The sequence below is a fragment of the Rhodococcus sp. UNC23MFCrub1.1 genome (assembly GCF_000686025.1).
Lineage (GTDB): Bacteria > Actinomycetota > Actinomycetes > Mycobacteriales > Mycobacteriaceae > Rhodococcoides.
In genome coordinates this window covers 14589-27839 of sequence record NZ_JMLQ01000012.1, presented here as the reverse complement: position 1 = coordinate 27839, position 13251 = coordinate 14589, and the positions used below count along the sequence as shown (strand labels likewise).

13 protein-coding genes are annotated in these 13251 nt (G+C 66.6%); 8 read left to right on the top strand and 5 right to left on the bottom strand.

The window, feature by feature from the left end:
• Positions 1-230 precede the first annotated feature (230 nt).
• The 3 genes from BR07_RS0120865 to BR07_RS25795 all read left to right on the top strand — a co-directional run bounded on the left by BR07_RS0120865 (position 231) and on the right by BR07_RS25795 (position 3821).
• The gene (locus BR07_RS0120865) at positions 231-1019 is read left to right on the top strand and encodes an alpha/beta fold hydrolase (protein ID WP_027507074.1); all 789 of its coding nucleotides are present in this window, start codon (positions 231-233) and stop codon (positions 1017-1019) included.
• A gap of 761 nt (positions 1020-1780) precedes the next feature.
• A complete protein-coding gene (locus tag BR07_RS25800; RefSeq protein WP_155957130.1) occupies positions 1781-2551 on the top strand; it encodes an EAL domain-containing protein in 771 nt (256 codons plus the stop codon).
• A gap of 250 nt (positions 2552-2801) precedes the next feature.
• On the top strand, positions 2802-3821 hold the full coding sequence (locus tag BR07_RS25795; RefSeq protein WP_051613659.1) for a hypothetical protein: 1020 nt from the start codon (positions 2802-2804) through the stop codon (positions 3819-3821).
• A gap of 395 nt (positions 3822-4216) precedes the next feature.
• Here BR07_RS25795 and BR07_RS0120850 read toward each other — a convergent pair whose 3' ends face one another.
• Together BR07_RS0120850 and BR07_RS0120845 are read right to left on the bottom strand one after the other, a co-directional pair.
• Positions 4217-5119 carry an oxidoreductase gene (locus BR07_RS0120850; RefSeq protein WP_027507073.1) on the bottom strand — a complete coding sequence of 301 codons (903 nt, stop codon included), beginning with the start codon at positions 5117-5119 and terminating at the stop codon, positions 4217-4219.
• A gap of 80 nt (positions 5120-5199) precedes the next feature.
• Positions 5200-5961: an SDR family NAD(P)-dependent oxidoreductase gene (locus tag BR07_RS0120845; RefSeq protein ID WP_027507072.1), complete on the bottom strand. Its 762-nt coding sequence runs from the start codon at positions 5959-5961 to the stop codon at positions 5200-5202.
• A 266-nt stretch (positions 5962-6227) separates the two neighbouring features.
• Here BR07_RS0120845 and BR07_RS25790 point away from each other — a divergent pair, with 266 nt between their 5' ends.
• Positions 6228-6911: an MmyB family transcriptional regulator gene (locus BR07_RS25790; protein ID WP_197027858.1), complete on the top strand. Its 684-nt coding sequence runs from the start codon at positions 6228-6230 to the stop codon at positions 6909-6911.
• Between the two features lie 11 nt (positions 6912-6922).
• On the opposite strand, the gene BR07_RS0120835 is transcribed toward BR07_RS25790, so the two are convergent.
• Together BR07_RS0120835 and BR07_RS0120830 are read right to left on the bottom strand one after the other, a co-directional pair.
• A complete protein-coding gene (locus tag BR07_RS0120835) occupies positions 6923-7141 on the bottom strand; it encodes a hypothetical protein (protein ID WP_155957129.1) in 219 nt (72 codons plus the stop codon).
• Positions 7142-7298: 157 nt separating this feature from the next.
• On the bottom strand, positions 7299-8927 hold the full coding sequence (locus BR07_RS0120830; protein ID WP_027507070.1) for a GGDEF domain-containing phosphodiesterase: 1629 nt from the start codon (positions 8925-8927) through the stop codon (positions 7299-7301).
• 401 nt (positions 8928-9328) lie between these two features.
• Between BR07_RS0120830 and BR07_RS27465 the strand changes: the two genes are divergently transcribed.
• Together BR07_RS27465 and BR07_RS27460 are read left to right on the top strand one after the other, a co-directional pair.
• Positions 9329-9667 (top strand): hypothetical protein, encoded by a 339-nt coding sequence (locus BR07_RS27465; RefSeq protein WP_051613658.1) that lies wholly within the window; start codon positions 9329-9331, stop codon positions 9665-9667.
• 2 nt (positions 9668-9669) lie between these two features.
• Entirely contained in the window at positions 9670-10011 is a 342-nt protein-coding gene (locus BR07_RS27460) for a hypothetical protein (protein ID WP_051613657.1), read from the top strand.
• A 113-nt stretch (positions 10012-10124) separates the two neighbouring features.
• Here the strand turns inward: BR07_RS27460 and BR07_RS0120815 are convergent, their stop codons facing one another.
• On the bottom strand, positions 10125-11117 hold the full coding sequence (locus BR07_RS0120815) for a helix-turn-helix domain-containing protein (RefSeq protein WP_027507069.1): 993 nt from the start codon (positions 11115-11117) through the stop codon (positions 10125-10127).
• Positions 11118-11315: 198 nt separating this feature from the next.
• On the opposite strand from BR07_RS0120815, the gene BR07_RS0120810 reads away from it, so the two are divergent.
• The gene (locus BR07_RS0120810) at positions 11316-11948 is read left to right on the top strand and encodes a LysE family translocator (RefSeq protein ID WP_027507068.1); all 633 of its coding nucleotides are present in this window, start codon (positions 11316-11318) and stop codon (positions 11946-11948) included.
• A gap of 459 nt (positions 11949-12407) precedes the next feature.
• A complete protein-coding gene (locus BR07_RS0120805) occupies positions 12408-13250 on the top strand; it encodes an ABC transporter permease (protein ID WP_081821453.1) in 843 nt (280 codons plus the stop codon).
• Position 13251: the final 1 nt, after the last annotated feature.

Below are 13251 nucleotides of genomic sequence, written 5' to 3'. Positions count from 1 at the left end.
GACCCGGACAGGTACCTGCGTTCTCACCGCGGGACGAGCCGGAACGCGAAGACGCGCTGTCGCCTCCGGGGCATCTCGAGATCATCAGCGAACGCGAATCGCCACGCCGGGGACGTGGTCCCGAACAGTCGTACCCGGCGAAGAGTGGCCGACTCGAACGCTGGGTGAGCGGGTGCCATCGGTCTTCCGGAACCCGTGCGTCGACCGGGCATTCGCGTACCGTCAAGTATATGACGCTAAATTATGTCAGATTCGGACATGGCAGCCCGCTGTTGCTGGTGCACGGCTTGGGCGTCGGATGGCGATCCTGGTCCCCGATCATCGACGAACTGGCGGAACACCGTGACGTCATCGCGGTCGACCTACCGGGGTTCGGCGACACGCCGCCGTTGACGGGCGAAGTATCGATCGCTGCTCTCGCCGACTCCGTCGCGGACTTCATTCGCGAACACGATCTGGGTGGCATTTCCACCGCCGGTCAGTCGATGGGCGGTCGAATCGTCCTCGAACTTGCTCGACGGGGAGTCGGCGGCGACACCGTGGCACTCGACCCCGGCGGTTTCTGGAGCGACCGCGAACGTGCTGTCTTCGGCGCCACACTCCGGCCGTCGATAGCCCTTGTCAAATTGTTGCGGCGTTTCCTGCCTGCACTTCTGGGCAACCCTGCGGGAAGGACCCTGCTGCTCGCTCAATTGTCCGCGCGGCCATGGGCGCTCCCGCGCGACACCGTGTTGCCCGACGTGCGAGGGCTCGCCGACTCCCCGTCGACCGGGGCCGCTCTCGATGCCCTCATCCATGGGCCGAAGCAGGAAGGCGCCTCGCCCGGCACAGTGCCCGGGCGGGTCACGATCGGTTGGGGACGACGAGATCTGGTGACAGTGCCGAAGCAAGCGGCGCGCGCTTCGGAGCTGTTCCCCGATGCCGTTCTGCACTGGTTCGAGCGATGCGGTCACTTTCCGCAGTGGGACGCACCTCGAGAAGCCACTCGATTGATTCTCGACCGCACCGAGAGAGGATGATTCTCAAAGGTCCGACCAGTGCATGTCGATCGCGGGTCACCATTCGCCGGCGACCTCGACCGGCCCCCGGCGAACCCGCTGCGTGGTGACGACTGTCCCGGTGTCGCGGGAGGGTCGCGGCGCGTCCTACCGGGGGATCCGGCCCTGCCCGCACATCAGATCGGAGGCGGCGTGCGGGCAGGGCCGGAGGGCCGCCATTCCTCTCGTCCGGTGACTTCACAGGTGGCGCACGAGCACGCCTCCGGCATTTCCCCGAACTGAGCGAGTCGACGATCTTCGTGCAATCGGGCATGAGGCTCAGGAGTGGTCGTGACCCGACGCATTGCCTGGCGCGGGTGCCTGCTTCACTGCTGACATGTTGAACGAATCGGGGCCGGCCGAATATATCGCCCCGGTCCTCGGCGGCGAGGTCGCCGCGACGCTGCCCGGGAATGGGCATCGTGAGCAGGGCCGCATCGTCGGTGCTACTCGGAGGGTGTCAGTTCCCGAGCCGTCCTCGGCAATCACCACGCGTGTCCCCACCGTCCCGGTGCGTAGCCGGTTCCGGCGTGCCGCTTTCGGCGTGACGGGACGTCATTCCTACGGCGGGCATGGCCAGCAGAGTTTGTGCTTGTCACCCTTTCAGGGGTGGTGCATCCGTTCTGCGAATGGGGGGTACCACGTCCTCATCTCTCAGACCCGACACGATGCGCCGCAGGCTGCAGTCCACGTGAGCTCGTTCCGCCCGCCGGTGCGGCGCCGTGTGCGAGCAAGCGTTCCCGGTGACTGATTTCGACGGGGACGGAAGCCGCTCCGGCCGCGCCCAGCAGCGGCCGGTCACCGCTGATGACATCTGCGACCTTGTACGTCGCGGCGGACCCACCATGGTGTTCCAACCCATCGTCGACGCCGCAGACCTGAACGTCGTCGGCTACGAAGCGCTCTCGCGGTTCCCCACCGGAACCGCGTGCCCCGCGGAGTGGTTCGACACCGCAGCGCAGAGCGGACTGTCCGGGGCACTCGAAGGCGCCGCGCTGCTCTCCGCTCTGAACGAAGCGGCATCGTTCCCGCCGGGAATGTTCCTCGCGGTGAACCTCTCCCCCGCCGCGCTCACCGACGACCCTTTGCTCGCCGAGCCGCTGCGCCACGCCGCCCGACATCGTCGCATCATCCTCGAGGTCTCCGAACGCACCCACATCCACGAGATCGACACCGTCCTCACACGGGTCAACGACCTACGCGGCGCCGGTGTGGTCATCGCCCTCGACGACGTCGGCGCCGGGCAGTCCGGGCTCCGGCAGGTGATCACCGTCCGACCCGAGATGATCAAGATCGACGCGTTCGTCACCCACGACATCGACACCGATCCTTTGCGTGCAGCCATCGCTGCCGGCACCGTGACCCTTGCCGAGCAATTCGGCATGACCGTGGTGTTCGAGGGCGTCGAGTCCGATGCCGAACTGCGCACCGTCCGCCGTCTCGGCGCCCATCTCCTGCAGGGGTATCACCTCGGGCGTCCCGCCCCCGCCGCCCACGGAACCACCCCCCTGTAGTGAATGTTCTCGCCGCCCCGAAGCCTCTGCGACCCTGGGGTCAGCTGACGATCGGCGTCACTGCAGTCGGGTCGCCCGCGGGTGATCGCACACGTCGTCGGTCAGCTCCCTGGCGAAGGTCGGACAGCTGACGGTCTGCTCGTCTTTCGGACGTTTCGACTTGTCTCGACCGGGTAGCACCGGGCGATGACAGACCACGACCCACACCGAAAAAGGACCCACCCGTCCAGCGGGAGACGGCGTATCGGTACTGCTCATCGCCGACCCCGGCAAACCCGCAGACCTCGCCGAGCACCTCTCCGACCACCTACCCCAACGCCTCACCGAACGAGGATCACCGCCCCGCCGATGGACCACCACCGTGCGCCGACAACCCCTCGTATCCGACGAACACGCCTCACTCGACGACGTGATCGACACCGTCGACACCGACTCCGACCACGAGGACATCGTCGTCTACCTCACCGACCTCCCCCGCCGCGACAACACCGTCCCCGTCATCGGCGAGGTCAGCGCCGATCACAAGTTCGCACTGATCTCCATCGCCGCCGTCGGCGGCATCGACCTCACTCGACGCGTCACCACCGTCGTCGAACTCGCCCTCGCACGCATCCTCGGCGAACCCGAACTCGCACCGACGAGCGCCGCGAGACGATTCCCCTCCGAACAGCACGAGACCAGCACCCGGTACCTCGCACCGAAGGGACTGCGCACGCTCCGACTGGTCTCCGGAATGGTGCGAGCCAACCGGCCCTGGCGGCTGGTCACCGGCCTGTCCAAGGTGCTCGTCGGCGCCTTCGCCACCGGCGCATTCGCATTGTCCACCAGCACCATCTGGTCGTTCGCCGACACCATGGGCGGATGGCGCCTCTGTGCGGCGACGATCCTGTCGACGGTGGCGCTCATCCTCTGGCTCGTCATCGACCACGAACTGTGGGAACGGCCCGAATCCGACGAGGAACGCGAACGCTCCAGGCTCTACAACACCGCGACCGTCATCACCCTCACCACCGGCGTCGCCGTCCTCCACATCGCCCTGTTCGGTCTGCTGCTCTTCACCGCCTGGCTCTCCCTCCGAGCGCACGTCCTGTCCTCCACCCTCGGGCACAGCGCGACCGTCGCCGACTACCTCGAACTCAGCTGGCTCCTCGCCTCCATCGCCACCATCGGCGGCGCCCTCGGATCCGGCCTCGAGGACGACGACGCAGTCAAGGAAGCCGCCTACGGAACCAGACAACGCCAACGACACGACAACACGCAGAAAGAGTGAACAGGTGAGAATTCCGAAGCGAGCGGTGCACTGTGCGGGGCGCAGTCAGCACGCTCCACGCCTCCGACGTCGACATGAAGCGAGCGGTGTCCGTCCACAGAAGTCTCCGGAGGTCCACCGACCGTCGTGGATATTCATGCGCACAGTCCACCCATGACCACCCGAGTCCATCGAACGAGTGACGAACACGTTGTGACAACTCGTGACATCGAGCGGCATTTCGGCAGTTGTCGCAGGTGCCTGGACTCCCCTGGACCGTGGCGGACCTGCACGGAGTGCTGGCTGGTCCGCCGGAACCACGCGGTTCACGAGTCCGATTCAAAGCCGGTCTCCGCTGTGACGCGACAGATGGTGACCAGCATCTCGGCAGCGTGCTGCCCCCGGGCAGGGAACCCTCAGACAATCGGCGGGTCCCGGCGCAGGCTCGTGTAGCTCACCCCGGTCAGCTGCTCGGACAGATTCCACAGGGCGGTCGCGAGCTTCAAGTCGCGCGAACGCTTACTGGACGAGACGACTGTCGGATGGCCGCGCATCTCCCGGAACCCGTCGGGTCCGATGTACGAGCCTCCCTCGACGCCGGCGACCGTCGCCGCGTACAGCTGCGGCAATGCTCCCATGTTCGAGCTCTGACCGATGACGCCCGCTCCCAACGAGAAAATCTTGTCCAGGGCGGATTCGGTATGGGACGCCAGGTTCGTGGACGAGATACCGGGATGCGCCGCGACGGAGACGACCGAGGAGCGCGCTTCCGACAGGCGCCGCTGAAGCTTGTACGCGAACAACAGATTCGCCAACTTGGACTGGCCGTAGGCAGCCCAGCGACTGTAGCGGCGGTGCTCGAAGTTGGGGTCGTCGATCGAGATGTGTCCGCTCGTGTGCGCGAGACTGGAGAGCGTGACGATCCGGTCGGAGATGCGGTCGACGAGCAGTCCGGTCAACGCGAAATGGCCGAGGTGATTGGTCCCGAACTGCATCTCGAAACCGTCGGCCGTCTTCTTCTGCGGCAGCGCCATCACACCGGCGTTGTTGACCAGGACGTCGAAGGGCTCGGTTGCGTCGGCGAAGCGTCTCACGGAGGCCAGATCGGCGAGATCGAGCTCGCGAACGGTCGCAGTCGGCCCGATCTCGCGGGCGACATCCTCTCCCCTGTCGGTATTGCGACACGCGAGTACCACCTCCGCCCCACGAGCACCCAGGGCTCGGGCCGTGGCCGCACCCAAGCCACTGTTGGCGCCGGTCACGACGAAACGCCGCCCCGTCTGATCCGGGATGTCTGCGGTCGTCCACGTCGAGGTCACCGGTCCGACAGTAGCCGTGCGCGGCGGGTCACTCGGCGAACTGCAAAGGTGCACTCCACGAGAACCTCAGCCACCGCCGCCTAACGGGTTGCGGTGATGCCACCGTCCACCGGAATCGTCGCCCCGTGCAGGTACGCCGCCTCATCCGAGACCACCCACGCGATGGCCGACGCGATCTCTTCCGGCCTACCCGGACGTTGGGCCGGAATGCCGGCCGTCATCTGACTGATGACGCCGCTACTCGAGTCGTTGATCGGAGTGCGCGTGGCGCCCGGCGCAACAGTGTTCACTCGCACCCCTTGCGGTCCGAACTCGGCGGCCCAGCTTCGAGCGAGCTGAGCTTCGGCCGCTTTCGTGGCGGAATACAGGCCGACGAATGCATGGCCCACCGTGGCCATCCACGATCCGATGACCACGATCGCGCCGGTGCCTCGTTCGGCCATTGCCGGCGCCAGGGCTGCGGTGAGAACATGCGGTGCCCGGACGTTGACGGCAAGTGTCGCTTCCAGATCGGCGTCGGTGAGGGACACGGTGTCGACGGCGGGGCAGAGTGCCGCGTTGTGCACCAGGATGTCGACCCGCCCGTCGAGAGCGGTGGTCCACGCGGCGGCCAGCGCACGCAGGTCGGCAGGTGACGCGGCGAGATCGCCGTTCACGAACGCGGCGGATCCGCCGGCGCCTTCGATCTCGGCGACCAGATGCGCACCACGATCGGCGTCGCGCCCGGTGATCACGACGCGGGCGCCACGGGCCGCGAGTTCGCGGGCGGTAGCGGCGCCTATTCCGCTTGTCGATCCGGTGACGACGGCGGTGCGGTCGGACAGATTCGTTGGGTTGCTCATGACGACCAGTCCACAGTGCGATCACAAAACGCACCAGGGCGAGCACTGCCTGGTCACGCCGTGACCAGGCAGTGTCCGGGAAGTCTCCGTAGTCTCGGCAGGGTGCCAGCAGACAGATCCGCACTCGGGGCATTCCTCCGGTCCCGACGTGACGCACTCACGCCGGCAACGGCGGGGATTGCGCCGTTCCCCGGACCGCGGCGCGTTCCGGGCCTGCGCAAGGAGGAGCTCGCGGTGCTCGCGGTGCTCGCGACCACTACAGCCGGTTGGAGCAGGGTCGCCAGCACACGGTCACCGACGACATCGTCGACGCCTTGAGCCGGGCCTTGCGCCTCGACGAGATCGAGGACGCACACCTCCGGAATCTCGCCGCTCCGCTTCGCCGGAAACGCTCGAGTGCGTGGGAGTCTGCGCAGCGTCCCGATCCTGGTCTTCTCCGGGTGCTGACCATCATGGACCACGTTCCTGCGCTCGTCCTAGGGCGCCGCTCGGAGATCCTGGCGTGCAACACGCTGGCGCGGGCAGTCCTGGGGGCAGAGATAGACGCGGGCGCCGTGTTGGTGCGCTGGCTCTTCTTGGATCAGCGTGCGAGGGAACGAATCGTCAACTGGTCCGATTACGCGTCGGCCGCGGTGGGTGCGATGCGTTACGAAGTCGGACGCCACGTCGCGGACGCCCGATTGACGGTTCTCATCGACGAATTACGTCTGGCAAGTGGAGACTTCGCCCGGTGGTGGAATGATCACGGCGTAGCGGATCGCACGTCCGTCGACAAGATGATCGCTCACCCCGTGGTAGGCCGACTCGCGTTCGGCATCGAATCTCTTGTGTCGCCCCTCGATCCGGAGCAACGCTTGATCATCTACACCGTCGAGCCCGAGTCGTCCACTGCTCGGGCACTTCCGATGTTGGCGTCGTGGGGCCCGGCATCCGCCGAGTCAATGGGCTGACGCGGGGACGATCACACGATCGGCCGGTCCCGCGCGGGTGGTATCGGCAGTACCTTCGACTGTGCCCAGATCGTCTCGTCGTTCACCGCCGCAACCTCCACGGGTCCCGACACGTTCGTCACGCGGGTGCCTAATACGTCTCGTCCGAAAGCCGAGCCGTACTCCTGCGCATCACGCTTCGCCCATTGGCTCGACTCGGTGACGTGCAAATAGAGGATGTCGCCGACCACCGTAACGCCGCGGTGGATGCGGCAGCACGCGGTCGGGCGCCCAGCACCCACCTGAGCAGCACTCGACGACCTCTGAGTCCCCGGTGTCACACGGCCGGCTGACGCATCGCTGGTGCTACATGCGGCTGGACCGAAAGCGACTGCTGTATGCGATCTTTCATCCGCCGTCACGGATCGTCTCGATCAGGTCCAGCAAGGGCATGGGGTGACCGTGGTAGTACCCCTGCGCCAGCTCGGCACCGGTCGCGGCGGCGACGGCGGACAGCCTCGCATCACCAACGCCCTCGATGACCGCGGTGGCCTCGAGTGCATGGGCGAGCCGCACGGCTGCGTCGAGGATCCGCTCGCCGCGAACGTCTTCGGCGGCACGTTCGGTGAGGGTGCGGTCGATCTTGATGATTCCTGGTCTCAGTCGCCCGAGCAGCTCCAGGTTCGAGTACCCGGTACCGAAGTCGTCGATGCTGATCGTCGCTCCGAGTCTCTGCAGCAACGTCAGCGCACCGAAAGCGCGATCACCGGGTATCAGGGTCACGTGCTCGGTGACCTCGATGACGATCCTGTCGAAGCCGGCGTCCGGGTGCCAGGACAGCAGCCTGTCCATCAGCTCGCGTTCTCGGAGCTCGGTGACGGAGAGATTGAACGCGACTCGCGGGTGGTCGACACCGAATTGCCGGTACAGGGCCGCGACGTCGTCGATGAGACAGTCGAGCGCGAGGTGCCCGAGGGCGCGCAGTTGACCGGTCTCGGTCGCAAGGGTGATGAACTCGCTCGCGGTGACCAGTTCACCGTCTCGCCGCCACCGCATGAGGGCCTCGACCATCACTGTCGCACCCGTGGAGATGGACCGGATGGGTTGATAGTGCAGTTCGAATTCGTGCGCTCTGACCGCGGATGCGAGCTGGTGGCGGATGGTCGCTCTGACATCGGCGTCGTGGTCCATCTCGGCCGTGAAGTAGACCGCCCGATCTCGACCGTTCTGTTTCGCCGAGTACATCGCGACGTCGGCGTTGTGGAGCAGGTCGTCGACGGTGGTCCCGTCGACCGGCTGCACGGCGACTCCGATCGAGGCGGAGACGAATGCGGTGACGTCGTCGATGACGACAGGTTCACGAGCGGCAGCGAGCACTCGATGGACGAGACCGTCCAGCGTGTCGAGGTCGTCGGCCCCGGTCACGAGCATCGCCGACGCTGCCCCCACGGTCAGTGCGTGGCGGGCGGCGAGGATGCCGATCGCGATGTTCACGGTGGCGCCGTCCCCGACCGAATCCGGCGGCACCGTCAGGGCATCGCCAGCGGCCTCTCCGGTCCCCAGGGCGCGGGCCAGCGCGGTCACGAACTGCGTGCCCGCATCCGTCCCCCGGACCGCGCTGGGCACATGTCGACGGTAGAGCTGCACCGTGCCCACCACGGACCCCGACGGTCCCACCGGGTGCGCCTGCACCCACCCGACCCCCAACGCGTCCAGCTCGGTCACCAGCAGTGGCCATCTCCGTTGGTGGCGGGGGTCGGTGACCGTCACGGTGTGCGCAGCGTCGGTGACCATCGCGTCCCGGTGGGGTCCGGACCCGTGGACGTAGAACAGATCCGCGATCTTCTCCGCGGTGGTGTCGGTGGCGCACAGCAAGTGGTGGGTGTCCGGCTCGCGGGGAGCACCGAACACCACCGCGGCACCGTCTGCTGCCATCAGGTCGGTGCACACCTCCACCCACTGGAACAGGTCCCCCAGGCCGGCCAACGGGTGCGGTGGCCGCTGCCCGCCGCGGGCATCGTCGGTGTCGTCGTCCATCGTCCCCTCCTCTGCGGCGTCGCGTGCTCGATTCTGCCCTGTACCCGCGGCAGCAGTCGACGACACCGCCGCAGGGAAGTCCGCCGCCCGAAACGAGATGGTCTGTCGTGGACGACACGGGGCCGGTGGTGTCCGCTCGGTGACCTTCGCCCGACCACCTCGTCCTGTGGGCGGCGTGATGGCAGGTGGACGTCGGCCCCGCGTCACCCCCACTCATCGCGGCGTCATCGTTCTGCATGTCGTCACCGGCGGTGGTGTGTTCGTCCTGGGCGATGGTGCCGAGTACGCAGACCGCGAACGACGCCGCGAGCACCCTGCGTCCGACGCGGGGGTTGACCGAGCCCCCAGCAGGCACGGGACGGTCGACAACGCAACTTCTTCGACGATGAAGGACCACCGAGATGAGCACACAACCGGACCGACCGCATTTCCGTGACGACGGCAGCGGGGCTCCTCGGGGAACGGACGACAGGTCGGTGGCGGATCCACTGACGTCCCAGCAGATCGTCGATCACCGCGAGGTGGTGGCGCGGCAGAAGGAGCAGTTCGGAGGGATGAAGTTCGGTTCAGCGTTCTTCGGGTGGCTCACCGCGACAGGGTTGACGGTGTTGCTCGTCGCGGCGCTGACCGCCGCAGGAACTGCTGTCAGGGTGGGACGCAGACATCTCTCGACGAGGCAGCCGACATCGCCACACAAGATGCGAACACGACGCAGACAGTGGGCCTGGTCGGCGGAATAGCCGTGCTCGTAGTCCTGCTGATCGCGTACTACTGCGGTGGTTACGTCGCAGGCCGGATGGCTCGGTTCAACGGCATCCGCCAGGGCCTCGCGGTGTGGATCTGGACGATCGTCATCGCCGTCGTCGCCGCCGTCCGTCGCCGGCAGCCAGTACGACATCTCGGCAATTTGGATGCATTCCCGCGCATCCCGGTGGACGGCAACATCGGAACGGCCGGCGCCATCGCCCTGGGCGCAGCAGCACTGGCGAGCCTCGTCGGCGCGCTCCTCGGCGGCCTCGCAGGAATGCGGTTCCACCGCAAGGTCGACAAGGCAAGTCTCCTTCCGACCACTGCGCGCAACTAGCTCGACAACACCGCACTGTCGGCACTGTGGATCTTCGACGCCGTCGCCCCGCCCCGCCGATGCAGCCTGTCGTCCGGCTCGACGTGGGTCGAGAACAACGTCACAGATGGCATCTACAGCACATTCTTGTTGTGCGAGAACGTTTCGCGGTAAAGGCTCGGACTGGTGTCGACATGACGCCGGAAGAGTTTGCGCAGATTCGTGGCGCTCCCCAGCCCGGATCGTTCGGCCACGACATCGACGCTGAAATCACTTGTCTCGAGAAGTTGTTGGGCCAGGTGGATGCGTTGGCGTTGCAGCCATTGATGTGGTGTGGATCCGGTGGTGGCGGCGAAGTGCCGCATGAAGCTGCGTGGGCTCGTGTGGGCTCGGCGGGCGAGGCTCGCGACGGTCATCGGCTCATCGAGGTGTTCGAGCATCCATGTCATCGTGGTCGTCAGCGGGTCGACATGGCCGGTCACGGGCATCGGTGTCTCGATGAACTGGGCTTGTCCACCGCGGCGGTGCGGTTGCACCACCAGTGACCGTGCGAGTCGACCGGCCATGTCCGCTCCGTGATCGAGTCGCACGATGTGCAGGCACAGGTCGATGCTCGCGGCGCTGCCCGCCGAGGTCAGGATGTCGCCCTCGTCGACGTACAACACGGACGGATCGACGGTGACCTGCGGATACGCCTCGGCGAAAGCGTCGCAGTCTGCCCAGTGGGTGACGGCTCGGCGACCGTCGAGCAGTCCGGCGCGGGCGAGCACGAAGGCTCCGGTGCACAGCGAGACGATCCGGGCACCGCGCTGGTGTGCATGCCGAAGGGCGGACAGCACGGCTTCCGGCACCGTCGATGCGTCGGCGCACGGTGGGACGATGACGGTACCGGCTCGGGAGACGGCATCGAGTCGGCACGGAACCTGCATCGAGAGACCGTTGTCCATTCTCACGTGGGCGGTGTCGCCGCACACCGACATCGCGTACCAGTCTCCTCCGAGTTGCGGCACTTCATGGGGCCCGAAGATCTCAACTGCTACCGCGAACTCGAACATCGACAGTCCGTCGTACGCCAGGACGGCGACGTGCCTCGATCGAACATCCGGGCTGGCAGTTTCCGAGCGCATGTAGTCATTATCGCCACTGTCAGCGCGGTCCGCGACGGCGCACGATCGATCCATGACGTCGACCGAGACCGGCAGTGCTCCGCGCCGCGCCAGTCTTGATGCCGATGGGGCGCCCGCCGGCAGCAGTTGCTGCGGTGCCGAATTCAGGCGTGGTCGTCGGCCCGCGCTCGTGTACATCGGCACGGGGGCCGAAGCGGTATGACGGTCGACGTCGCGGTCCTCCCCGGGTACGTGGCAGTGATCGTGCTGTTTCTCCTGCCACCGGGCCCGGACATGGCGTACATGATCGCGGTGGGTCTCGAAGGTGGTCGTCGGGCGGCTGTCCGCGCGATCCTGGGAATCGGAACCGGAATGGCGCTGTACGCAACTGCCGTCGTCCTGGGGGTCGGAACGCTCGCCCGCGACCACCCACATCTGCTCGACGCCGTCACGCTGCTCGGTGCGGGATATCTGTTGTGGTTGGGCGTGACCACGGTGCGCCGCGCGAGGGACGCCCCAGAGCCCAGCGCCGTCACTGCCGGCCGGTGGTACACGCGCGGTGTACTGGTCACAGTGACCAACCCGAAGATCATGCTGTTCTTCCTCGCGGTACTCCCCGGGTTCGTCGGTGAAGCACGGAACACTCTCGCGCAGTTCACCATGCTGAGTGCGGTGAACATCTCGAGCGAGATCGTCCTGTACGGCGGCATCGGGGTGATGGCGGGGGGTCTTCAATCGCGGTTCAGCCACGCTCCCCGCGGCGCCACCGCCCTGCACTACATCGCCGGCAGTGTCTTCGTAGTCCTGGCGATCGTCATCGCAGCCGAGACGACGGTGACGATGGGCCGATAGCTGCTGATGACGCATCGGCTCGAGATGTCCCGGGAGGTCTCGCTGGTCAGCCGAGCTACTCGGCCGGCCATATGTCCCGGTCAGCAGCTCTGGGTCGTTGTCGTCGGCTCTTACGGTGCGGTCGACCGAGCTGACGAAACGCGGCGGTGTCCGCAGCCCGGGTCGAGGCTCAGCACTCGTTGAGGCATGCGAAAGAGGTGCCGGTGGACTGAACCGGCCGAACGCAGGCGGTGACAGGTTCCCGTTCGATCCGTTGCGGAGCAGGAACAATGGTCGGGTCGTCCTCCGTCACCCGTCGCGATGTCCGCCGGAAGGCGGGTCACCGCCCGCTACCGGCAGCGGAGCTCCCCTCTGCGGTGGGGCAATTGATTCGCAGTGAGTTCAACTGTGGCGCAGCGCCGCACAAGGGCCAACAGTGATGGGCTGTAGCTGCACTCGGTCGATCGGAAGGCGCGTTCCATGGTTGTCCAGTCCTATGCGGTTCCCGCGGGAAACGTATCGGTGGCCGCGCAGTCGGTGACGCCGGTGCGTGCACCGTCGTGGTGGCAGCGTCACCGGTGGACAGTGGTCCGCGCGCTCTCTCCCGTGGCCATTCTGATTCTGTGGCAGATCGCGAGCGCAGCGGGTGTCCTGTCCGAGCGGGTCCTGCCCGCACCGTCACTGATCCTCGACGCCGGAATCGAGTTGGCGCGCAACGGAGAACTCGCGGACGCCCTCCTGGTGTCCGGGACCCGCGTGATCCAGGGATTGGTGCTGGGCGGGGTGATCGGCGTCCTGCTCGGCTCACTCGTCGGGCTGTCCCGCCTGGCCGAAGCGACGGTGGATCCGCCCCTGCAGATGCTCCGCGCGTTGCCGCACCTCGGTTTGATCCCGCTGTTCATCCTGTGGTTCGGCATCGGTGAGACCCCGAAGATCCTGCTGGTGGCATTGGGAGTGGCGTTCCCGCTGTATCTCAACACGTTCTCGGCGATCCGGCAGATCGACCGCAAGTTCCTCGACACCGCTGTGGTCCTGGGCTTTTCGTGGCGGCAACGGTTCAGCGTCATCATCGCACCGAGCATCGCCCCGCAGTTGCTCGTGGGGTTGCGGCAGTCCCTCGCGATCGCGTGGTTGTCGCTGATCGTCGCGGAGCAGATCAACGCCGAGTCCGGTCTCGGCTACATCATCAACAACGCCCGCGACTTCCTGCGGGTGGACACCATCATCTTCGGCCTGGTCGTCTACGCGCTGATGGGCATCACCACCGACGGTGTCGTCCGGGTCCTCGAAAAGCGCTCGCTCCGATACCGGTCGGAGGCGTGAG

What these genes read in the sequence shown, in the direction of transcription:
- BR07_RS0120865 (WP_027507074.1), top strand. Translation starts at nt 231, where the DNA reads ATGACGCTAAATTATGTCAGATTCGGACATGGCAGCCCGCTGTTGCTG.
- BR07_RS0120845 (WP_027507072.1), bottom strand. Translation starts at nt 5,961, where the DNA reads ATGAGCAACCCAACGAATCTGTCCGACCGCACCGCCGTCGTCACCGGA.
- BR07_RS0120830 (WP_027507070.1), bottom strand. Translation starts at nt 8,927, where the DNA reads ATGGACGACGACACCGACGATGCCCGCGGCGGGCAGCGGCCACCGCAC.
- BR07_RS27465 (WP_051613658.1), top strand. Translation starts at nt 9,329, where the DNA reads ATGAGCACACAACCGGACCGACCGCATTTCCGTGACGACGGCAGCGGG.
- BR07_RS0120815 (WP_027507069.1), bottom strand. Translation starts at nt 11,117, where the DNA reads ATGCGCTCGGAAACTGCCAGCCCGGATGTTCGATCGAGGCACGTCGCC.
- BR07_RS0120810 (WP_027507068.1), top strand. Translation starts at nt 11,316, where the DNA reads ATGACGGTCGACGTCGCGGTCCTCCCCGGGTACGTGGCAGTGATCGTG.
- BR07_RS0120805 (WP_081821453.1), top strand. Translation starts at nt 12,408, where the DNA reads ATGGTTGTCCAGTCCTATGCGGTTCCCGCGGGAAACGTATCGGTGGCC.